The organism is Bacillus sp. MYb209, from assembly GCF_002975175.1.
Taxonomy (GTDB): Bacteria; Bacillota; Bacilli; order Bacillales; family Bacillaceae_G; genus Bacillus_A.
The window spans coordinates 1-22,616 of the sequence record NZ_PCNZ01000029.1; the positions used below are offsets into that span (position 1 = coordinate 1).

Consider the following 22,616-nt stretch of genomic DNA (forward strand, 5'->3'; position numbering starts at 1 on the left):
CTTCTTGATGTTGCCTAACTTTTTTCAAAATGTCCTTTACAAAGGGTACAGATTAAATCGCTTTACTCTTTTTTTACATTAGTTTAGACAAGTATTTGCAGTAGCTTAACAATACTTTATTACAATGTAAGTACATTCAATCATTATATTCACTATGTATAAAGTTATAATGATATGAACATTTGCATATTTTAATTTATTAATATAAATTTAGTGAAAGGTGGGATATTCTAGTCATAGGTTAACCGAAAGACATTATAGGATCCTGACAAACTATTTACAATAATTCAATTATAAAATGGAGGATTTCAGATGAAAAAGAAAGTTCTTGCTTTAGCAGCAGCTATTACTTTAGTAGCTCCACTACAAAGCGTAGCATTTGCTCATGAAAACGATGGAGGACATAAAGTTGGAGTTATTCCGCGCTGGTCTGCTGAAGATAAACATAAAGAAGGCGTAAACTCTCATTTATGGATCGTAAACCGTGCAATTGATATTATGTCTCGTAATACGACACTCGTAAAACAAGATCAAGTTGCACTATTAAATGAATGGCGTACGGATCTAGAGAACGGTATTTATTCTGCTGACTATGAAAATCCTTATTATGATAATAGTACATTTGCTTCACATTTCTATGATCCTGATAATGGGAAAACGTATATTCCATTTGCAAAGCAGGCGAAGGAAACAGGAGCTAAATATTTCAAACTAGCAGGTGAGTCATACAAAAATAAAGATATGAAACAGGCATTCTTCTATTTAGGATTATCTCTTCATTATTTAGGGGATGTAAACCAACCGATGCATGCGGCAAACTTCACAAATCTTTCGTATCCACAAGGATTCCATTCTAAATATGAAAACTTTGTAGATACGATAAAAGATAATTATAAAGTAACGGATGGAAATGGATATTGGAACTGGAAAGGTACGAACCCTGAAGATTGGATTCATGGAGCGGCAGTAGTGGCGAAACAAGATTACTCCGGTATTGTAAATGATAATACGAAAGATTGGTTCGTGAAAGCAGCTGTATCGCAAGACTACGCAGATAAATGGCGCGCTGAAGTTACACCAATGACAGGTAAGCGCTTAATGGATGCACAACGCGTAACTGCTGGATATATCCAGCTTTGGTTTGATACGTATGTAAATCGTTAAGTACTTGAAAAAGGTCAAATCTCCGAATAGAGTATTTGGCCTTTTTATCACTATACAGTAAACGGAGGATATGAATTGTGAAAAGTAAATTGCTAAAAGGTGTACTAAGCTTTGGGATTGGTCTAGGAGCTTTATATAGCGGATCTTCCGCTCAAGCGGAAATGTCTACAAATCAAAATGATACGTTGAAAGTGATGACTCATAATGTATATATGTTATCAACGAATTTATATCCGAACTGGGGACAAAGTCAGCGTGCTGATTTAATTGGAGCAGCTAATTATATAAAGAATCAGGATGTTGTTATATTAAATGAAGTATTTGATAATAGTGCATCAGATCGTTTGTTAGGGAATTTAAAGAAAGAATATCCAAATCAAACGGCGGTATTAGGTCGTAGTAACGGAAACGAATGGGATAAAACTTTAGGTAATTATTCATCTTCAACCCCTGAAGATGGTGGCGTAGCTATTGTAAGTAAATGGCCGATCGTTGAAAAGATTCAATATGTATTTGAAAAAGGATGCGGACCAGATAACTTATCAAATAAAGGGTTTGTATACACAAAAGTTAAGAAAAATGATAATTTTGTGCATGTAATTGGAACGCATTTACAAGCTGAAGACAGTATGTGTGGAAAAACTTCGCCAGCATCTGTACGTACAAAACAGCTACAAGAAATTCAAGAGTTTATTAAAAATAAAAATATACCAAATAACGAGTATGTGTTAATTGGTGGTGATATGAATGTAAATAAAATAAATGCTGAGAATAATAGCAATTCAGAGTATGCATCGATGTTTAAAACATTACATGCGTCTGTACCATCTTATGCAGGACATACAGCAACTTGGGATGCAACAACAAATAGTATTGCAAAGTATAATTTCCCAGATAGCCCAGCAGAATATTTAGATTACATTGTTTCCAGTAAAGACCATGCAAATCCCGCACGTATAGAAAATAAAGTGTTACAGCCAAAGTCTCCAGAATGGTCCGTTACATCATGGTTGCAAAAATATACGTATAATGATTACTCAGATCATTATCCAGTAGAGGCAACTATTTCTATGAAGTAGTCAAAAAAGTTTCTTCGTGAAGAAGAAACTTTTTTTATTTGAAAACAGGAAAATCAATCTTTCTTTCCAATATGTATAAGACATATAGAGAAGAGGAGAGAACGATGTGGATAGAAGTGTTTTTAAAGAGCTGCCATTACCGTGTGCATTTTTAGATGAAGTAGCGTTAGAGAGAAATATTCAATCGGTTATTGAACTAAGCGGTGATAAAAAAGTTCGCATAGCGAGTAAATCATTACGTTCTGTTCCAATTATGAAAAAGATTTTGGCTGCAAATGATCGTTTTCAAGGCATTATGTGTTTTTCACCTAGAGAAGCTTTATTTTTAATTGAAGAAGGGTTTAATGATTTACTGCTAGGATATCCTGCTTATGATGAAAGAGCTTTACATGAAATTAGTTTACTTACAAAGCAAGGGATCATTATTACTTGTATGGTAGATTGTGAAGAACATATTGTTTATTTAGAAAAAATTGCTGTGGAATCTAGTGGGTGTTTTCGCGTTTGTTTAGATATTGATATGAGTAGTCGTGTTTTTCAATTTCATTTTGGTGTGAGAAGATCTCCAGTAAAAGATGTCCAGAGTGCTTTAAAAATAGTAGAAAAGGTGAAGGCATCACCATATTTAATATTGGATGGTGTAATGGGCTATGAAGCTCAAATTGCTGGAGTGGGAGATGATATGCCAAAACAAAGACTTCAAAATAAACTTATTTCGTATTTAAAGAAGAAATCAGTGCTAGAAATTAGCGAAAGAAGAGGGAGTATCGTGAAAGAAATACAAAACCTTGGTATTGAACTAAGGTTTGTAAATGGGGGCGGAACGGGGAGTATAAAAACAACTGAGCAAGATAACTCAGTTACGGAGATTACTGTAGGATCCGCCTTTTATTCTCCTAAACTGTTTGATTATTATAAAGAAGTAAAATTTCAGCCAGCCGTTGGATTTGCTGTACCAATTGTACGTAAACCAGCTCCACATATTTATACTTGTCTAGGTGGTGGGTATATTGCTTCAGGTGCAGTTGGTAAAGATAAAGAGCCTGAGATTTGGAAACCACATGGTGCAAAACTATTAGCGTTAGAAGGAGCTGGTGAAGCGCAAACACCGATTTATTATAACGGTGAAGAGCAATTGAGTCTAGGGGATGCCATATTGTTTCGCCATAGTAAGGCTGGGGAGTTATGCGAGCGCTTTCCTATTTTGTACCGTATTAAACAAGGGAAACTTGTTGGAGAGTATTCAACATATCGGGGGGATAGTCAATGCTTTCTGTAAAGGGACAGAAATGGAGAAATTGGACAGGAAATGTAGAGGGAACTCCGCATTATACGATGTACCCAGAAAGTATACAAGATGTAGTAGAAGTTGTAGGACTTGCACAAGAAAAGGGAAAGAAAATTCGGGTTGTTGGTTCAGGGCATTCTTTTACACCTCTCGTCCAAACAGAAGAAATTTTAGTTTCGTTAGATGAACTCAAGGGAATTATGAATGTTGATCCAGAGAAGCTGACAGTAGAAGTATGGGCGGGAACAAAACTACATGATTTAGGGGAAGTGCTTGAGGAGAAAGGTTATGCACAAGAGAATTTAGGAGATATTGATTCGCAATCTATTGCAGGAGCAATTAGTACAGGGACTCATGGGACGGGTGTTACATTTGGGAGCTTATCAACGCAAGTAGTAGAGATTACAGCCGTTCTGTCTACAGGTGAGAGTATTGTATGTTCTGAAACGGAGAACCATGAATATTGGAAAGCGTTCCAGCTATCACTTGGAATGCTTGGTATTATTGTAAAGGTCAAACTGAAAGTTATTCCAGCTTATTCACTTGTTTATGAAAGTGAAAAACAGCCTTTTTCTACTGTAATGGATAAATTAGAAGAATATAAGAAGAATCGCCATTTTGAATTTTTCATTTTTCCTTATTCAGATGAAGTTCAAGTGAAATTTACAAATGAAACAACAAGTAAAGGAACTGATTTGAAGTGGCATAAACTAAAGGGCGAATTACTTGAAAATAGGATCTTTTCTTTGCTATCTAAAGGGTGTAAGTGGTTTCCTTCTATTAGTAAAGGGGTAAGCCAATTATCAGCCAAGGCTGTACCGAATACAAAAATAATTGGACCAAGCTATGAAGTGTTTGCTACATCTCGTACTGTTCCTTTTTATGAAATGGAGTATAGTATCCCTGCAAAACATATGAGGATTGTTGTAGAAGAGATTTCAAATCTTATTGAAAAGAAAAAGTATAAAGTGCATTTCCCAATCGAATGTCGCTATGTGCATGGTGATGATATATGGCTCAGTCCAGCGTACGGAAGAGATTCAGCGTATATTGCCGTTCATATGTACAAAGGTATGAAGTATGCCGCTTATTTTGGTGAGGTGGAGCAAATCTTTCGAAAGTATGAAGGACGCCCACATTGGGGGAAAATGCATACATTATCGTATGAACAATTACAAGATATATACCCAGAATTTCATTCGTTTCTAAAGGTGAGGAAGTCACTAGATGAAACAGGAATGTTTTTAAATCCTTATGCAGAAAAGTTATTCATGAGTATGAAAAAAAGCTGACAAATAATCATTTGTCAGCTTTTTTTAGTGTAATTGCATTTCTTGTATGACTGATATGCTCGTAAAATAGTAATTTATCACGGCTAAATACATGCAATAAAACATGAATAATGAATAGGCCGTTAATTACGAATTGGAACAACAATGTAACCAGTAATACTAAAGGCTCTGTAAGATTTAAAATAGAGCTACTAGAAAGAATATAATTGATTCCACCTAAAATAAAATAGAATATACCGTAACGAATGAATAATTCCTTCATTTTAATACGTTCTGATTTTCCTTTCACGTAAATACGAAGTAATGCTTTTCCAATTGTTCTTCCATTCGTAAAGTATGGAATGATAATAAAATAAATAAAGATCGAACACGTAATGAAAATGAGTTCATACACATTTGTGTAAGATTGAATACTAGAAATAAAGATAGAATTTCCTTTGTTTTTAATGACCGGTACAACGATAGATAAGAAAATCCAATCAATTTGCATCGCGATAAGGCGACGAACGAATCCAACTGGTTTCGTTTCCAAATCAATATGACTATCTAATTCGCTTGCTTTCGGAAGGAAGTACGTAAATACTGGTGCGATAATAAAACCAATGATTCCTCCTAATGTATTTAAAAACAAATCGTCGATATCGAATAAGCGATAGGCACAATTATATATACCGTATAATCCAGTCACCTGTGTTAGCTCGAAAAATAGTGAAAGACAAAAAGAAATACAAATAGTCTGTAAGAAACTACGTCGGAAATAATAACGTAAGTAAATACCGAATGGAACGGTTAGTAGAACGTTAAAAGCAACTTGTAAAAATGCAGATTCTTTTAATAAGTAGAAATAAGTAGCTGGTTTCGTTAAAATTGCCGATGTATGATTACTAATCTCTTGTATGAAATAAAATGGTGATAGTTGCATGTGCTGTGTATTAGCAGGTTGTAGGCTACAAGTATCGTACGTTTGTGGTAACGGCAAAATAACAAGAAAATAGGCATTTAATAAGTAAAGTAATAATGAGTATAAAATAAATGAGCGCCATTTATTTAAATAACCGTATTTTCGATAATTAAATATTAAAAAAGGAATTAAGAGAAACATTGCTAAAATAGGAAATAAAATAAATGCTGTTTTTACTGGGAATAAATATGCAGTCAAAATGAAGCTCCTTTCAATAAAAATACGTCTAGTATTATAGCCCTAAAAAGAGTTTATAGCAAAGATATATTAGTTTGAAATAGAAAAAATTACAAATTATATAGGATTTACGTTATACTAAATTTAATATAAGGATATTATAATGATACAAGTTGAGAGAGGGTACATGATATGCAATATGAGCTTTTTTCTGTAAGTGGGGGTCATATTACAACTTTTGAAAGCGCATGGCGTTTTCAAGAGGGGGAACAGGTTTTTGTCCATGATGATAACACAAAACGAAACTTTATTATTATTCGCTTAACACATGATGTATTTCAAAATAATAAACATGTTATTCGCCTGTATTGTCAGGAAAAGAAAGTTTATGCATAAGGAGAAACCTCTTACTGTATGGGGGCAGTAAGAGGTTTTTTATTTCATATTTTAATAGAATGACTTGCTTTAAAGAGTGTAAGTTTCACTTTATCCCGCTATTTGCGGGCTGCCCGTAAACGCCCGATTGGTGAAGGCTAATAATCAGTGGGGGATGAACAAAACCCCCACTGATTAAAGTTTCACTTTATAAGAAAATGATAGTTAGCACACCTACGATAATACAGTAGAAAGAGAAATATTTTAAATTTCCTTTTGCCATAATGTTCATAAACCATTTTAATGAAATATATGTCATGACAAATGTTGCGATGAAAGCAACAATATAAGGTACAAATAATGTATCTAAATTTGGATCGTTTGCAATGTCTGTAATACTTAACAATAAACCACCTAAGCTAACAGGAATGTATAGTAAGAATGAGAAGCGAAGAGCTGTTTCTTGCTTCATACCAAGTAACATTGCTGCTACGATTGTAGCACCTGATCTGCTTATACCAGGAATTAGTGCGCAAGCTTGTGCTAGACCAATAATGATTGCATCTTTCATAGAAAGGTCGCCATCATTTTTTCGTCCACGCAAGTTTCGAATAATCCAAAGGCCGATAGCAGTAATAAGAAGGGAAATCCCAACCATTTTAACACCTTTTAAATAGTGGTCGATATAATCTTTAAATAAAACTCCAATTACACCTGCTGGAATGGTTGCGATAACAAGGTAAATAATAAAGAAAAAATCTGATTTTGCATCTTCTGCTCTTGTGAATATATAAGATAGACCATTCTTTGTTAGACGAATTAAGTCATTTCTATAAATAAGTAATACAGCTAATAATGAAGCTGAATTAACAAGTAGCTCAAAGCTAAACCCTTCTATCTTTAATCCTAGCAAATGCTGTGCTAAAACGAGGTGACCGCTTGAAGAAATCGGAATTGGTTCTGTTAGTCCTTGGAATAGACCAAGAATTAAATATTTCAAAATGTAATAAAATTGTTCCATAACATCCTCCTTGTGTATTAGTCGAAAGAAATAACTTTTCTATTATAACAAAAGAGAGAGTGAATATTGAGAAGAAAATAATATTCGAAATATAATAAAAATCCCCTATTACGTCATAGGGGATTTTTCACATTACTGAGAAACTATTATTTCTTGAATACTTTTTGATAATTGGACATCGACTTTTTCAGCATCATTAATATGATTCATAATAGTAGTATTTAACTTTTGGAACATTTGTTGTGTGTTTGCAAATTATCTTAATATATCATCATTACAAGATTTTTGGTTTTCGATAGCTTTAATAACATTTGTAGCACCACTTTGTAATGTTTGAATCATCATTAAAATATTTTCAATTCTAGCGTTAGTATCAGCGCTCATTTCTACACCTTCATCAACTAAATGTAAATTATCTTTTGTATTTTCATATGCTTTTTCAATTTCTTCTTGAATTTTTTTCGTTAAGTTACCGATATTTTTTGTACTTTCAGCTGTGCTTTCTGCTAGTTTTCTTACTTCATTAGCAACAACAGCGAATCCTTTACCGTGTTCTCCAGCACGTGCAGCTTCAATACTTGCATTCAACGCTAGTAAATTTGTTTGTGCTACAATGTTTTGAATCACTTCTACAATTTGTTCAATTTCTTTAGAGCGTTCGCTTAAATGATTCATACTATTAGAAGTACGTTGAGATTGTTCACCTAATCTATTAATTACAATGAGTAAGCGATGAACGGATTCTTTTCCTTCATTAGAGCAATCGATAATTTCTTCAATAGATTGAATTAAGTTTTGCTCTTTTTGTAGCATTTCGTTATTTAATTCGTTGGAATGTGTAGTACGCATAGAAACATTTTCAAAGCATGCGTTCAATTGTTGAATTAAGTTTTGGAGTGTATGATGTTGGTTATTTACAAGTTCGTGCTCTTGCATAACGCTTTTTACACGATTATGGATAGAAGATATAATTTCTTGTTTTTCCACATCTTTTTGTTTTAATTCTGTTTCTAGTTCATGTATATGAGTTTCTAGTTGATCAATTTTATGTTGGAGTGATTTCTTTTGAGTAAACATTTTATTTAATTCAACCGCCTTTAGGATTTTTAATTTCTCTATATTTGGATCTTAGCATCTTTTATAATTTTTAAATATAGTAATTGTTAAATATTTAAGAATCTATTACATTTTATTCACAATTCTCTTTTTTTGTCATGAAAAATAAACTGTATTTAATGGTTTTGTAAACAAACTGTAAAATAAATCATGTATAACTGTATAAGAAGGGAGTCGGATTATGAACTATTTTAAGCGAATCAGTAGTCTAGTATTAGCAGGAATTATTGTTCTTTCTAGTACAGTCGCTGTAAAAGCAGAGTCAAACGACGAGAAACTTAACAACATGCAACAGCAATTGCAGCAAAACGATGCAGATATGCAGAAGAAAGAGCAAGAGAAGCAAGCTGTTACTAAAGAAATTCAAGGTATCGAAAATGAACTACATAATTTAAATAATACAATTGCAAAAAATAAAGAGGATCAAGCTGCTATTCAACGTAAAATCGATGAAACACATAAGCAGATTGAACAAAAAAAAGCAGATATTATCGTTTTAGAAGATAAAGTCCTTGCTCGTAAGGATATTATGAAAAAACGTATGGTTTCTGTTCAAAATAGCTCAAATACGAGTTTAGTAGTAGAAGTTGTTGTAGAATCAAAAAACTTTGCAGATTTCATACAACGTATGAACGCAGTTACTACTATTCTAGAAGCAGATAAAGAAATTTTACGTCTACAAGAACAAGATCTTCGTCAAATTGAAGAAGATAAAAAAGCGATTGACGAAAAAGAAGCATCTTTAGTAGTAGATAAGCAAAAATTAGCAAAAGCACAAGCTGATTTGCAAGATAACTTGAAAAAACGTCAAGATAACTTACAAACGGTTCAAGCTAAATATAATGCGATTGCAAACCAAATTAATTTAGCAGCAGAAGAAAAAGCAAAAGTTGAAGCAAATATGAAAGCAGTACAAGAAACAATTGCTCGTGAACAAGAAGCAGCAAGAATTGCAGCAGAAGAGCGCGCAAAAGCTGAAGCAGCAGCAAAGGCTGAGCAAGAAGAGTTAGCAAAAGCGAAGGCAGCAGCAGCTAAGCAAAAAGAAGAACAGGCAGCTAAGCCGGCAGAGCCTGCAGCTAAAGATACAACACCAGCTAAGCCGGATCCAAAACCAGCTCAAGGTGGAAAAGAATTTTATGTAACAGCAACTGCTTATACAGCTGATCCATCTGAAAATGGCTATAAACCGGGTGAAACTGTAAAATCTAAGTTAGGACATAATTTGACTGCAAATCCAAACATGAAACTAATTGCTGTAGATCCAGCTGTGATTCCATTAGGTTCTACTGTGTATGTGGAAAATTATGGGACGGCAATTGCTGGAGATACTGGTAGTGCGATTAAAGGTCATATAATTGATTTATTAATGCCAGATTCAGCTGCAGCTAATAATTGGGGCAGAAGAAGTGTTAAAGTCACAATTTTAAACTAAAACGAAATCCAACTTTACAATACGTGAAGTTGGATTTTTTTATAAAAAATAATGTTAAGTTGAGTTTACATTTTGTTAAGAGTATCATACAATGATAGTGAGAGGTGGTAAATTTGACCATTCATAATAAAGTGAAAGAATTGAGAGCTCGCTTTAATTTTACGCAAAGTGTATTAGCAGAAAAGGTAGGAGTGACGAGGCAAACAATCGCTGCAATTGAAAAAGGGGATTACGTTCCATCATTGTTACTAGCACTGACAATTTGTGATGTGTTCGAGTTAAAGATGGAAGATGTGTTTGTTTTAAATAAGGAGGGGGAAGAGGATGAATAGAATTGGTTTTTCTTATATCGTAAACGTGCTTTATACTGCGCTAGCCTGCTGGACATTTGTTGAATTTTATAGTGTTATAACAGAGTTAGCAGATATAATTAAAAACGAGAAGTTCCCATTTGAAGTATGGTTTAATGGAGTACCATTCATTTTATTATTTATTGGAGCTATTATAGTTACAATTTTTTATAGAATTCAAAAGAAAAAATACAAGAATTTATCTTTTTGGATGTATCCATTATTATTTCCACTAGAAGATGAACGTGAAAAAGCGATTACGGATAAAGCCTGTCGAACAACTTTTGTTTCGTTATGGTATGTGTTACCTTGTGCAGTCGGATTTTTAACTTTTTCGCCTATTATTAATGAATATCTTCCCGGGTACCCACTGTATATTATATTTTCTATTTTCTTTATTCAAATGACAGTTTTCCACATATCCCTATACAAAAATAAATTAGCTTAAAAAGAAACCTTCTTGCACCGGCAAGAAGGTTTCTTTTCAGCTTACACTTGTACATATAGCAATATTATCTTATCATTTTATATAGAGTAAGATTTTGTAACGGAAAGGAATTGTATATGAATAAGCAAAGAATTTATAGTATAGTAGCAATCCTTCTATTTGTTGTAGGTGGTGTATTAATCGGAAAGCCATTCTATGATGGATATAAGGCAGAAACGAAACAGACAGAAAATGTGCAAGCTGTTCAAAAGATGGCATATGAAAAGCATGAGACGGAATTTGTAGATGCTTCAAAAATTAATCAACCAGACTTGGCAGAAGTAGCGAGTGCATCGTTAGATAAAAAACAAGTAATCGGTCGTATTTCAATTCCAAGCATCTCATTAGAACTTCCTGTTTTAAAAGCGTCGACTGAAAAGAATTTATTATCAGGTGCGGCAACTGTAAAAGAAAATCAAGTAATGGGACAAGGAAATTATGCACTTGCAGGGCATAATATGTCAAAAAAAGGTGTTTTATTTAGTGATGTATCAACTTTAAAGAAGAACGATAAAATTTATTTGTATGACAATGCAAATGAGTATGAGTATACTGTTACCGGTGTATCTGAAGTGACTCCTGATAAATGGGAAGTTGTAGAGGATCATGGGAAAGATGAGCTGACACTTATTACATGTGTATCAGTTTCGGATAACTCGAAACGTTTTGTTGTTACGGGTGATCTAGTAGGAACAAAGGCGAACAAATAAAAAAAAGAAGGTTCACTCTTTAAAGAGTGAACCTTCTTTTTTTATCCAATGTTGAGAAATAAAAGAATATTTTAGTTAGTATTTAAATATTTTTCTATTTATATATAATAAATTAATGATTCTAGATTTTAGGAGGAACAAAAGTGAAACAGCAAGTAAAAAGACTTCTTTTAACAACAAGTGTAGCGTTATTGGTAGCGCCAATTTCTGCTTATGCACATCCAGGACGTACAGATGCTAATGGTGGACATACGTGTCGTACAAATTGTGAAAAATGGGGATTGCAGTACGGGGAATATCATTATCACAATAAACCAGCTTCTAGTAGTGGTACAACGAGTCCAGCTCCTAGCCAAAATAATAATGGTACCGTAGAAGCTGAAAGACAAGCAGAAGCGCAGCGTAATGCGGAGGCAGAAAAACAACGTGCTGCAGAAGCACAGCGTAAAGCAGAGGAAGAGAGACAGCGCGCTGCAGAAGAACAGCGCAAAGTAGAGGAAGAGAGACAGCGTGTAGCCGAAGAGCAAAGAAAAGCAGAAGAGGCACGTAAGCAAGAGGAAGCCCAGCGCCAAGCTGATATGGAAAAGGGACAACTTGAAGGACAAAAAAATGGAGAGACAGATTTTAAAGTAGGAAAAAATAATGCGGAAGGGCATTTAACTGGAAAATCTGATACATATAAACAAGCATTTACAACTGCTTATACTGCAGCTTGGTCTTTAGAAGAGCAGAAAAAAGAACATCTTGAAAAAGGAAAAGAGCAAGGATTAGCACAAGAGACAATGGATGATAGTCAAATCGCTCCAGAGTTTAAGGCGAACTTTGTAGAAGGTTTTCAAGTAGGAAATAAAGAAAGAACAGAAAAAATTGAAAAAGAGCAGGCGGAACTAGGTGAAAAGGCTGGTAAAGAGTTAGCTGAAAAGAAACCAGGAAATAGTGAGAAAGAAATATATGTGAAAGCATATGAAACTGCGTATGAAAAAGGATATAAGTCTGCAAAAAAAGCAGCGGAAAAGGCTGGATATACATATGCATTTGAAAATTATGATTTGAAAGTTCCTGCTAAGTATGAAAAGAATGAATCATTAAAGAAATGGTTTACTGAAGGGTTTAAATCAAATAAGAAAGCAGCGGAAATTCGAGAAGAAGGTTATAAAAAAGGGGATAGTTGGCTTTCATTTTTCTATAAGAGTTTTGTGCCAAGTGAATATAAAGAGTACAAAAACCTGTATGAACAAGCAATAGAAAAAGGAAAGAAAGCGTAAAAAAAGATGAGGAAAATTCCTCATCTTTTTTTAATCCATCCATTTCACTAATTTTTTAGAAATTGATAATAAAACACAACCTAAAACGATCGCCACAGCGCCAATAACTGTGAATACTTCAGCATATCCAAGTGAAGTTGTGAAGCTTGCAAGCTGTCCGCCTAAAATATTAGCAATACCTGAGCTTGCTAGCCATACTCCCATTAATAAAGAAGCTAGTTTTACTGGAGCAAGAGCACTAACCATTGATAGCCCGACAGGTGATAAGAATAGCTCACCTAACGTATGGAAAAGATACGTAAAGACGATAAATAGTAAGTTTGCTTTTTCTGTAATGTTATGTTCGTCACTACCTGTTTTTAACGTAGCGATAACAAGAACGATATAACCGATACCGAGTAAGATCATACCAAGTCCCATTTTTGTTGGGATTTTCATGTCACCATTTTTTCTAGTTGCCAGTTTCGCCCATAATGCTGAAATGGCTGGGGCAAGTAAAATAATAAATAACGGGTTGACCGATTGGAACCAAGATGTTGGAATTTCCCATCCGAACACAGAACGGTCTACGAATTTGTTTGTATATAATGTTAATGAACTACCAGCTTGTTCAAATCCAGCCCAGAAGAAGACAACGAAGCAAGTTAAAATAACGATAACTGCTGTATGTTGTTTTTCTTTTTTTGTTAATGGTGTATTTCCAGCTGTTTGTTGTCCATCTGTCGTTTGTAAATTGCGAGTTGGTTTTTTACCGATATCACCAAGGAAGCGGTTAGATAGTGTTGTAAATAAAATTTGTCCAATGATCATTCCGATTGAAGCCGCTAAGAAACCGAAACGGAATCCGTAATGAACAACACCGTCTACTGTTGTTTTAAATAAATTTTCTGACAAAAAGCCGCAAACGAGTGGAGCTAAAAATGAACCGACGTTAATACCCATATAGAAAATTGTAAATGCACTATCACGTTTTGGATCATTTTCTTCGTATAATTCTCCAACAAGTGTAGAGATATTTGGTTTGAAGAATCCATTACCGATAATAATAAGCGCTAATCCGAGGTATAGGCCGACCTGGTTTTGCAAGGCAAATAGTGTAAGGTTACCGATTGCCATTGTTATACCACCAATTGTGATGGCTTTTCGTTTACCTAGAAAACGGTCTGTTAAGTATCCACCGATCAATGGTGTGAAATAACAAGCTCCAGTATAAAATCCGTAAATAGAGAGTGCCCAAGCGGGACTAAACCCAAGACCACCACTTACTAAAGCTGTTGTTAAATATAATGTTAATAATCCTCGTAATCCATAGTAACTAAACCTTTCCCACATTTCTGTAAAGAAGAGTAAGTATAAACCTGGAGGATGTTTCTTTTTTCTTTGTTGTTCTCTTTCTAGTTGTATCGCTGATTCCATGTTATTTTCCTCCTGACACAAACAAAAACAAAGTTAATAGTTTTGTATATTTAATATTTTACTTTATTAACTATTATAAGTCAACGAAGGTTGATTTTTCAGAAGAAATTGGAACTGGGAAATAGCTATAGAATGGGTGTTTCTTTTATGGTAGACTATGGACTATGTTTTCTTTGTAAGGAAGCGGATTACCGCATTTTTTTTATGTGTGGAATTGATTTCATGTAAGGTGAAATTGAAGAAGGAGAAAGAAATGAAATTGTTACAGAAAAAAGAAATTTTACTTATTAGTCTTATGTTATTCTCTATGTTCTTTGGGGCCGGAAATCTTATATTTCCACCTTTCCTTGGATATGAAGCAGGAGAACATGTATGGATTGCATTGTTAGGTTTTATTATATCAGCAACAGGTCTTCCTATATTAGGGGTTATCGCTATTGCGAAAGCGGGAAGCTTTCAAACGTTAGCGGGTAGAGTGCATCCTTCATTTGCAATTATTTTTCCGTGTATTGTGTACTTGTTTATTGGACCTGGTCTTGGTATACCCCGTGCAGGAAGTTTAGCATTTGAAATGGGACCAGGCCAGTTATTCCAAGAATCGGGTAGCGTAGTTTTATTATTTTATACGATTGTTTTCTTTAGTGTTGTTTACTGGTTAAGTTTATCGCCATCTAAATTAATGGGCTTATTCGGAAAGGTTTTAACGCCTTTACTATTATGTATGATTGCACTTATTTTTATAAAAAGTATGTTTACATCAGTCGGTAGTGTGAAAGAAGCCACTGGTAATTATGGACAAGCCCCGATGTTCCAAGGATTTTTAGATGGATATTTAACGATGGATGCGCTAGCGGCTTTAATCTTTGGTATTGTTATAGCAAATGCTTTGCGTGCAAAAGGTATTGAGGATGATAAAGGTTTAGCGAAATATATGAGTATTGCTGGCATTGGAGCAGGACTTTTATTATCTATTATATATGTCATTCTTGGATATGTTGGCTCAATTAGCGGTTCATTGGGTACATTTGATAACGGTGCGAAAGTGTTAGCACAAGTTATGACGACATTATTTGGACAAGGCGGGGTCGTTTTATTAGGTCTTATTTTTACTATCGCGTGTTTATGTGTTTCAATTGGACTTGTTACGTCTTGTAGTCAATTTTTTGCGAGCGCATTTCCGAAAGTATCTTATAAAGTTTGGGCATTTATATTAAGTTTTGTTAGTATGGTTTTAGCTAATTTAGGATTAACGCAAATTTTAAAAGTATCAGTACCGATTCTTGGATTTATTTATCCAGTTGCACTAACGCTTATTATTTTAGGGTTATTCCATAAGTATATTGGAAAGTATGTATACGTATATTCGGTAACGATTGGAATCGTAGCGTTATTTAGTGCGATTGATGTTTTAAACAAAAGTGTACTGATGAATAAATGGACACCACTACTAAAAATTCTTCCGTTTTATTCAGAAGGTGTAGGTTGGATTGTTCCGGCATTTGTAGGTGCCTGCCTCGGTGTAATTGTTAGTATTGCTATAAATAAGAATAAATAAGTAAGAGGTGTTTTCCTATTTCGGAAAACACCTTTCTTTTTTTGGAAAAATAGTATTGAAAATGAATAGACTAAGAGTATGATAAAGGTAATTGGTAATATATAGGTTAAGTGAAAAATCGATGATGAGGGGGGATTGTATGAAGGAGGATTTAAATAAGAAAATAGAAGCGCTCGAAACGGCAATTGAAACGATGCAAGAGACACTTTATGAATTGAAAGCGAAACAAAGAAAAATAGAAGTAGATAAAGTTCAACAAAATGTTAATAAGGAAAAGAAAGAATATATTGAAGCAGTAAGTAATGAAAAGTTACAAGAAGATGTTGTTAAGAAGAGGGAGTCCATGCAAGAGCCAGAGGTGAAACAAGTAGATATATCTGCATTTAAACCAGAACCATTTAATATTATAAAGTTTTGTCAAACGTGGTTACCACGCATATTTGTCGGTATTATGCTACTTGGCGTTATTTGGTTATTTAAAGCAGGGGTGGATGCTGGGTTGTTAACACCAGCGATACGGGTTGTATTTGGTATAGTACTATCTGCCGGTTTGTATTATATAGGAGATATACAAATTAAAAGAGAGCGGCAGGCGTTAGGGTTAGTATTGGCTGGAGGAAGTATTACGGGTATTGTTTTAACGACGTTTGCGGCACATTATTTATATGAGTTTATTCCTGCAAGTATTGCGTTTATTTGCAACATTATATGGATTATTTTAGGTATTTATTTAGCGAAAAGATATAGATCGGAATACCTCGCTATTTTCGTGGCGGTAGGAGCATTTTTTGTTCCTTTCTTGTTAAATAGTACGACTCCTAATACGTATATTTTCTTTAGTTATGAGACGATATTAACAATTAGTCTATTGTGGTATGCAATGAGAAACCGTTATAAGTACTTGTATATGATTTCGTATGTTGTTGCGGCCATTGTCCTATTTGTCTTCTTTGCTGTTATGTCCATATTAGTAGGGAATTTGCAAGTACAGTTAACGGTTGTATACGGCGTAATTCATTTGCTATTATTTTGGCATATGTTTTCGGAGAGAAGTTTTATACAAGAAGCAAGATTGGCGCTATTTAGTGCGAATGCAGTTTCCTTTATTTTAGCTATTGCAAACATACCTGAATTTACAACGTGGGGATTAGTTATAAGTGCATTCGTGCATGCTGTTATGTTCGCGCTTGAATATAGGAAGAATAAACATTCTGTATTTACAAATCTTATATTTGGTTTTGCAATGGGGTCATTTAGTTTAGCGATTTTATACGAGTACAGTTTAGTGAATGCAGCAATCGTATTATTGTTACAAGGTTTCCTCGGTATGGTTACTGCTATTAAAGTAAAGCAAAATATTAAATTGTATGTAAGTGCAACGATTTATGCTATTGGAATGATACAGACGATTTTTAGCCCGTTTGATCAGTTCATTTCAGCGGGCTTTGTCGCTCATGTTATTTTGATAGGAACGTTCTATTATTGCATGAGACAAGCGAAAGAAGTGTTAGCGAGTTTTGGTAAATATGTTTATTCCATAGCGCTCTATTCGTTAATGATCATTGTATTTATTACAATTACTAGGATCGGTGAAGTTCTTTCTACAGATGGAAGTATAATTAGCGTATCTGTATCGTTATTATGGATGGTATATGCGTTATTTGCAGTTTGGTTTGGCCGTTATAGACAGATGAACGAAATATTATATGCTGGCTTAGTCGTATTAGTAGTAACAGTAGGGAAGTTATTCCTTCTCGACCTACCAGAGGTGTCGATGATGATTAGGGCGGTGTTATTCTTAATCGTTGGTAGTATAGGTATCGTTATTTCAAGAATGTTTTTCTCAAAAGAAGAGAAGTGAAAAGAAGGCAATCCATTTACGGATTGCCTTTTACTGTACTTTACTTCTTACCAATCGTTACAGTTTCACTATATTTCGCTGTTGTGTTTTGACGTAGACGAAGTGTTGCTTGTCCAGTCGTATTTGGATCAAGTTGTACGTTCACAATTTTTTCAGCAGATCCTTGGTTATTTGTTATGAAAGAGAATGCACTGCTATATCCGAAAGAAGATGGCCAAGTGCCATTTGTGTTTTGAACTTTTGTCACCTGTGTTCCACCAGTTGCGAAGATACCTAAAGAATAATTATTGTACGTTGTATTTGGTAATAAGTTATTTACTTGAATCTTCATTTGGAACACTTCATTGTTTGGTAGAATGCTAGGGTGCGTAATTACGTAATCACTCGTTGTTACTGCACCGTTATAGCCGTATGAACCTGGTTTGAAAGTATTTGTATTGAACCACTGGTAACCTTGACTTGGTGCGCTCCAAGGTTCTGGTTGTGGTTCTGTTGATAAACTTGGTTGTTCAAATGTTTGTAGAGCTGTAGGTGCATCAAGCTGTAAACCACTCACTTGATCTAAGCTTGTAAATGTTTCTTGCTTCGCTAACCAATTCACAATGTTTTCTAATAGAACGGCATCGTTTTCTTCTTTATAACCATCATAAGTTTTCTTTGATTGACCTGAATCTTCACGAACATATTTTGGCGTAGCATCTTCAACAGGAGAAGAATCACCAATAAATGCAGCCTTCCCAAGGCCAACTTTCGAAATAGCAGCATAAGGACCCTCTGCAACGCCACCACCGTTATAAACGCCGCTATCAACAGCATTATTCCATTTTGAAGGATTTTCTGGAAGGTAAACAAGACCTTTTGCTAGTTTAGGATTTGTAATCGCAAGTGTAGAACCAGCATGCATCGCTACAGATGAAACGCCTTCTGTAATTCCGAATGATTGTTCAGGTGAGACAATATTTTTAGCGGAAACGTCACCGATTGCATTGTAGCGGAAGCGAATACCGAAATTATCGGATAGCCAATCAGAGCTTTCTACTCCTTGCATAGCTGGTGAAGTTGTTTCTTCATTAGACATTCCCTTTGCTGGATTATCCCATGCCCCGCGTCTATATCCATTGAACACTTCTGAGGAGTCCCAGCGGTTTTTATTACGATCTGCATTATAATGATCGGCAATGAAGAAAATACTGCCGCCATTTTTCACGTATTGTAACATTGCATCTTGCTCAGATTTTTTATAAGGAATATTTGCTTCGGGAACGATAAACACATTGTGATTTTTTAAATCGTCGTATGTAATAGGTGTTGATTTACGAAGTTCTTTTACATGATATCCGTTTTGGGCAATGCCGTTTCCAAAATCGGAAAATCCTCCGTTAATAACCCAGTCAGCTGTCCCAGCCGTTTGACCGTGAGTATTATCGAATAATACTTTCTTCCCATTGTTTTGATTTACAACTTTTGCGGCAATTTCAGGAGCAGGGTCTACAGAGCTTTCGGCATAAGTAGACGGTATGAACGAACTCCCCATACTAATTGTGATTGCTGTTGCTAAAGAAAATGTAATCCATTTTTTATTCTTCATAGAAGAATCCCCCTAATAATAAATATATGTGCTTTAATAATGTAATTGATTTTTCTATGAAAATAAAGATAGAAAATATTAAATAGTGTAAAGATAACGTTAATTTGATTGAGAAATATTTGAGCGAATAATGAAAAAATCTCTCCCTAGTAAAGTAGGAAGAGATCGTGGACTTAACTAATTTTTGAATTAGATGATTCATCAATCTTATGAAAACCTTTCATATAATACACGATAGCTAAGCCGATAAGCCAAATTGGCCCGACGATTAATGCGATTCGTGTATCTTCTGAATAGGCCATTATACCTAGTACAAGTACAAGGAAGCCGAGTGAGAAATATGAACTTAATGGGTGTAAAGGCATTTTATATGCTAGCTTATCCTTTTTATTAGTTTGTAATCCTTTACGGAATTTAATTTGAGCGACTAATATAATACCCCAAGTCCAAATTGCACCGAAAGTTGAAATACTAGTTAACCAAGTAAATACTTTTGCAGGAACGAGATAGTTTAACATAACGCCAACGAGTAAAACAATCGCAGTTGCTACAATTCCTTGACTCGGAATACCATTCTTATTTAAACGACCGAATCTTTCAGGTGCTTTCTTTTGCTGTGCTAATGTGAATAACATACGGCCTGTACTAAACAAACCACCGTTACAAGAAGAAAGAGCAGCTGTTAAAACAACAAAGTTAATAATACCTGCTGCCTTTGCGATACCGATTTGCTGGAACGTTAGTACGAATGGACTTCCTTTCTCACCAAATTCGTTCCATGGATAAATTGCCATCATAACGAATAGAGCTCCAACGTAGAATAATAAAATTCTCCAAAATACGTTATCAATTGCTTTTGCAAGTGTCTTTTTTGGATTTTGAGCTTCACCAGCTGTAACCCCGATAAGTTCGACTCCTAAATAAGCGAATAATACCATTTGTAAGGAAAGTAGTAATCCAGAGAATCCATTTGGGAACCAGCCTCCATGCTCCCAAAGATTTGAAATGCCAGTTGCAACGCCTCCGTTTCCAAATCCGAATAAAATAATACCAGCACCGACTATTATCATACAGATAATTGTGACAATTTTGATGAGAGCAAACCAAAACTCAAGTTCTCCAAATACTCTTACAGATAAGAAGTTGAAAGCACTCATTAATAAAAGAGCTAGTAACGCCCAGATCCAACGCGGGATATCTGGGAACCAGTACTGCATGTAAATTCCTGCCGCTGTAATTTCCGCCATACAAGTAACAACCCATAAAAACCAATAATTCCAGCCTGTAATATACCCAGCTAGTGGGCTGATGTAATCATTTGCATATTTACTAAAAGAGCCAGCAACTGGTTGTTCAATTGCCATTTCTCCGAGTGCGCGCATAATGAAAAAAATAACGAGTCCGGCAATCATATAGCCTAATAAAATGGAAGGACCAGCTAGTTTAATAGCCGAAGCAGATCCTAAAAATAATCCAACGCCAATAGCTGAACCGAGAGACATTAAGGTAATATGTCGTTCTTTTAAACCACGGTTTAAATTTTCAGATTTGTTTGTTTGCTGCATAAGAAGAATACCCCCTGTAGAGTGAACGATATTTGAATGCGTTTACTAAATATTTAACTATTTCAAATTATAAAACATTTCTATCTGTTATGCTACAAAAATAATCGTAATGAACTGTACTACAGCTATAACTTGTTAGACTTAAACTTAAAATTCTAACTATTAGAGAATATATTGACTCTTCTTTTTATTGATTGTTAAGATTAAGTATTACATTTTCTCACATACTAATAAGAAAAGAACGTGTGATAATAATTCAGGTGTAGGAAGGGTACATAAGTATGTTTCAATTACAAAAGTATAACACTTCTGTGAAGCAAGAAATTTTAGCTGGCATCACAACTTTTTTTACATTTGCGTATATTCTTGTCATCAATCCGAAAATATTATCTGATGCAGGTGTACCATTTGATCAAGCATTTACGGCAACTATTATTGCGACAGTTGTTGGAACGCTATGTATGGCGTTTTTAGCTAACTATCCAATTGTTATTGCTCCAGCTATGGGGATGAATGCATATTTTGCTTATTCTGTTGTTCAACAGGCAGAGGGGATTACATATGTCATTGCGTTTTCGGCAGTATTTGTAACAGGTATCATTTTTCTTTTATTATCTTTCACCTCATTTAGGCAAAAGCTAATTGTCGCAATTCCTGACAGTTTAAAACATGCAATTGCAGGTGGAATCGGATTATTTATTGCTTTTATCGGATTGCGACTTTCGGGTATTATCGTTGACCATCCGTCTAACTTAGTTACAATCGGAGACTTTCATTCACCGGCTGTTATTTTAACTTTAGTTGGTTTAGTGTTAGCGGCGGTATTAATGGTGTTACGCGTTAGTGGTGCATTGTTTATTAGTATGATTGTGACAGGAATTATTGCTTTCTTTACGGGGCAATTAAAGTTTGAAAATAACATTGTCGCAATGCCACATTTACCAGAAGGAATTATTATTTCAAACCCTATCAATGCATTTTCAGATGTAATTCAATACGGGTTGTACGGAGTTATTTTTTCATTCTTACTTGTACTTTTATTTGATACAACAGGTGCTTTACTTGGTTTAATTAAACAAGCAGGTTTAAATGCAGATAACACTGAAAAGCGCTTTGGTAAGGCGTTTATTGCAGATGCAATTGGTGGAACAACAGGAGCTGTCTTTGGGACTAGTCCTACAGCAGCTACAATCGAATCATCAGCTGGAATTGCAGCAGGTGGTAAGACAGGTTTAACAGGTATTGTAGTCGTTTGTTTAACAATTGTAACAGCATTTTTCAGTCCAGTTATCGCTTCCTTATCCAGCGTGGCAGCTATTACAGCTCCTTCGTTAATTATAGTAGGTAGCTTAATGGCACAAAGCATTCGTGATATTAATTGGAATGAATTTGAAGATGCATTACCAGCATTTTTAATATTCGTAGGTATTCCATTAACATCTAGTATTGCAAATGGAATTGCAATCGGATTTTTAGTGTATCCAATCTTAAAAATCGCGAAGAGGAAAGGAATGGAAGTACATCCGTTACTATACTTATTTACAATTTTATTTGGATGTCATTTATTCTTATAATATAGAGATAGGAAAGGGGCTTCTTATGAGAGGTCCCTTTTTTGTGTATAATAAGTTGAAATTTAAACTCATTTCGCAAATTATAAATTACTAAATGCAATATATATGTTACAATATAAGTGGAGGAGGAACATGAATGGCTGTAAGTAAAATAAAAATCGCACGTGTTCAGTTAGATTTAACGCAGCAACAATTAGCAGAAAAAGTAGGCGTTACAAGACAAACGATTAGTTTAATTGAAAAGGGGAAATACAATCCGTCTTTAGATTTATGTTTGAAAATTTGTTATGCGGTAAATAAAACATTGAATGATTTGTTTTGGGAGGAAAAGGAGTGATAG

19 protein-coding genes and 1 pseudogene are annotated in these 22,616 nt (G+C 34.7%); 14 read left to right on the forward strand and 6 right to left on the reverse strand.

The window, feature by feature from the left end; translation table 11 throughout:
- Positions 1 to 312 precede the first annotated feature (312 nt).
- From cerA to CQZ94_RS25675, 4 genes are all read left to right on the forward strand, one after another.
- On the forward strand, positions 313 to 1,164 hold the full coding sequence (cerA, locus tag CQZ94_RS25660) for a phospholipase CerA (RefSeq protein ID WP_105587696.1): 852 nt from the start codon (positions 313 to 315) through the stop codon (positions 1,162 to 1,164).
- A 77-nt stretch (positions 1,165 to 1,241) separates the two neighbouring features.
- On the forward strand, positions 1,242 to 2,243 hold the full coding sequence (gene sph / locus CQZ94_RS25665; protein ID WP_105587698.1) for a sphingomyelin phosphodiesterase: 1,002 nt from the start codon (positions 1,242 to 1,244) through the stop codon (positions 2,241 to 2,243).
- 106 nt (positions 2,244 to 2,349) lie between these two features.
- Positions 2,350 to 3,522 (forward strand): amino acid deaminase/aldolase, encoded by a 1,173-nt coding sequence (locus tag CQZ94_RS25670; RefSeq protein WP_105587699.1) that lies wholly within the window; start codon positions 2,350 to 2,352, stop codon positions 3,520 to 3,522.
- Positions 3,510 to 4,823 carry a D-arabinono-1,4-lactone oxidase gene (locus tag CQZ94_RS25675; protein WP_105587701.1) on the forward strand — a complete coding sequence of 438 codons (1,314 nt, stop codon included), beginning with the start codon at positions 3,510 to 3,512 and terminating at the stop codon, positions 4,821 to 4,823. The genes CQZ94_RS25670 and CQZ94_RS25675 overlap by 13 nt, the downstream gene beginning before the upstream one ends.
- Positions 4,824 to 4,830: 7 nt before the next feature.
- Here the strand turns inward: CQZ94_RS25675 and CQZ94_RS25680 are convergent, their stop codons facing one another.
- Positions 4,831 to 5,982 carry a VanZ family protein gene (locus CQZ94_RS25680; protein WP_105587702.1) on the reverse strand — a complete coding sequence of 384 codons (1,152 nt, stop codon included), beginning with the start codon at positions 5,980 to 5,982 and terminating at the stop codon, positions 4,831 to 4,833.
- Positions 5,983 to 6,153: 171 nt separating this feature from the next.
- On the opposite strand from CQZ94_RS25680, the gene CQZ94_RS25685 reads away from it, so the two are divergent.
- Positions 6,154 to 6,357, forward strand: a complete 204-nt coding sequence (locus CQZ94_RS25685; protein WP_105587704.1) for a hypothetical protein — start codon at positions 6,154 to 6,156, stop codon at positions 6,355 to 6,357.
- A gap of 187 nt (positions 6,358 to 6,544) precedes the next feature.
- Here CQZ94_RS25685 and CQZ94_RS25690 read toward each other — a convergent pair whose 3' ends face one another.
- Positions 6,545 to 7,357, reverse strand: a complete 813-nt coding sequence (locus tag CQZ94_RS25690) for an undecaprenyl-diphosphate phosphatase (protein WP_002010553.1) — start codon at positions 7,355 to 7,357, stop codon at positions 6,545 to 6,547.
- A 255-nt stretch (positions 7,358 to 7,612) separates the two neighbouring features.
- Positions 7,613 to 7,993 (reverse strand): annotated as a pseudogene (locus tag CQZ94_RS32465) (methyl-accepting chemotaxis protein); the annotation flags it as partial.
- 661 nt (positions 7,994 to 8,654) lie between these two features.
- On the opposite strand from CQZ94_RS32465, the gene CQZ94_RS25700 reads away from it, so the two are divergent.
- From CQZ94_RS25700 to CQZ94_RS25720, 5 genes are all read left to right on the forward strand, one after another.
- The gene (locus CQZ94_RS25700) at positions 8,655 to 9,905 is read left to right on the forward strand and encodes a 3D domain-containing protein (RefSeq protein WP_105587705.1); all 1,251 of its coding nucleotides are present in this window, start codon (positions 8,655 to 8,657) and stop codon (positions 9,903 to 9,905) included.
- Positions 9,906 to 10,009: 104 nt separating this feature from the next.
- On the forward strand, positions 10,010 to 10,237 hold the full coding sequence (locus CQZ94_RS25705) for a helix-turn-helix transcriptional regulator (RefSeq protein ID WP_105587707.1): 228 nt from the start codon (positions 10,010 to 10,012) through the stop codon (positions 10,235 to 10,237).
- Positions 10,230 to 10,703 carry a DUF2178 domain-containing protein gene (locus CQZ94_RS25710; protein ID WP_105587708.1) on the forward strand — a complete coding sequence of 158 codons (474 nt, stop codon included), beginning with the start codon at positions 10,230 to 10,232 and terminating at the stop codon, positions 10,701 to 10,703. The genes CQZ94_RS25705 and CQZ94_RS25710 overlap by 8 nt, the downstream gene beginning before the upstream one ends.
- A gap of 116 nt (positions 10,704 to 10,819) precedes the next feature.
- Positions 10,820 to 11,452: a class A sortase gene (locus tag CQZ94_RS25715; protein ID WP_105587709.1), complete on the forward strand. Its 633-nt coding sequence runs from the start codon at positions 10,820 to 10,822 to the stop codon at positions 11,450 to 11,452.
- 143 nt (positions 11,453 to 11,595) lie between these two features.
- Positions 11,596 to 12,717, forward strand: a complete 1,122-nt coding sequence (locus tag CQZ94_RS25720; RefSeq protein ID WP_105587711.1) for a YHYH domain-containing protein — start codon at positions 11,596 to 11,598, stop codon at positions 12,715 to 12,717.
- Positions 12,718 to 12,747: 30 nt separating this feature from the next.
- Here CQZ94_RS25720 and CQZ94_RS25725 read toward each other — a convergent pair whose 3' ends face one another.
- Entirely contained in the window at positions 12,748 to 14,133 is a 1,386-nt protein-coding gene (locus CQZ94_RS25725; RefSeq protein WP_105587712.1) for a peptide MFS transporter, read from the reverse strand.
- A 253-nt stretch (positions 14,134 to 14,386) separates the two neighbouring features.
- Here CQZ94_RS25725 and brnQ1 point away from each other — a divergent pair, with 253 nt between their 5' ends.
- Both brnQ1 and CQZ94_RS25735 read left to right on the forward strand, forming a co-directional pair.
- A complete protein-coding gene (gene brnQ1 / locus CQZ94_RS25730; protein ID WP_105587714.1) occupies positions 14,387 to 15,688 on the forward strand; it encodes a branched-chain amino acid transport system II carrier protein BrnQ1 in 1,302 nt (433 codons plus the stop codon).
- A gap of 139 nt (positions 15,689 to 15,827) precedes the next feature.
- Entirely contained in the window at positions 15,828 to 17,549 is a 1,722-nt protein-coding gene (locus tag CQZ94_RS25735; RefSeq protein WP_105587716.1) for a DUF2339 domain-containing protein, read from the forward strand.
- 40 nt (positions 17,550 to 17,589) lie between these two features.
- On the opposite strand, the gene CQZ94_RS25740 is transcribed toward CQZ94_RS25735, so the two are convergent.
- Together CQZ94_RS25740 and CQZ94_RS25745 are read right to left on the reverse strand one after the other, a co-directional pair.
- Positions 17,590 to 19,137: a DNA-binding protein gene (locus tag CQZ94_RS25740; protein WP_105587717.1), complete on the reverse strand. Its 1,548-nt coding sequence runs from the start codon at positions 19,135 to 19,137 to the stop codon at positions 17,590 to 17,592.
- A 173-nt stretch (positions 19,138 to 19,310) separates the two neighbouring features.
- On the reverse strand, positions 19,311 to 20,702 hold the full coding sequence (locus CQZ94_RS25745; RefSeq protein ID WP_105587719.1) for an amino acid permease: 1,392 nt from the start codon (positions 20,700 to 20,702) through the stop codon (positions 19,311 to 19,313).
- A gap of 281 nt (positions 20,703 to 20,983) precedes the next feature.
- Between CQZ94_RS25745 and CQZ94_RS25750 the strand changes: the two genes are divergently transcribed.
- Both CQZ94_RS25750 and CQZ94_RS25755 read left to right on the forward strand, forming a co-directional pair.
- On the forward strand, positions 20,984 to 22,276 hold the full coding sequence (locus CQZ94_RS25750) for an NCS2 family permease (RefSeq protein ID WP_105587720.1): 1,293 nt from the start codon (positions 20,984 to 20,986) through the stop codon (positions 22,274 to 22,276).
- Between the two features lie 136 nt (positions 22,277 to 22,412).
- A complete protein-coding gene (locus CQZ94_RS25755; RefSeq protein ID WP_105587722.1) occupies positions 22,413 to 22,613 on the forward strand; it encodes a helix-turn-helix transcriptional regulator in 201 nt (66 codons plus the stop codon).
- Positions 22,614 to 22,616: the final 3 nt, after the last annotated feature.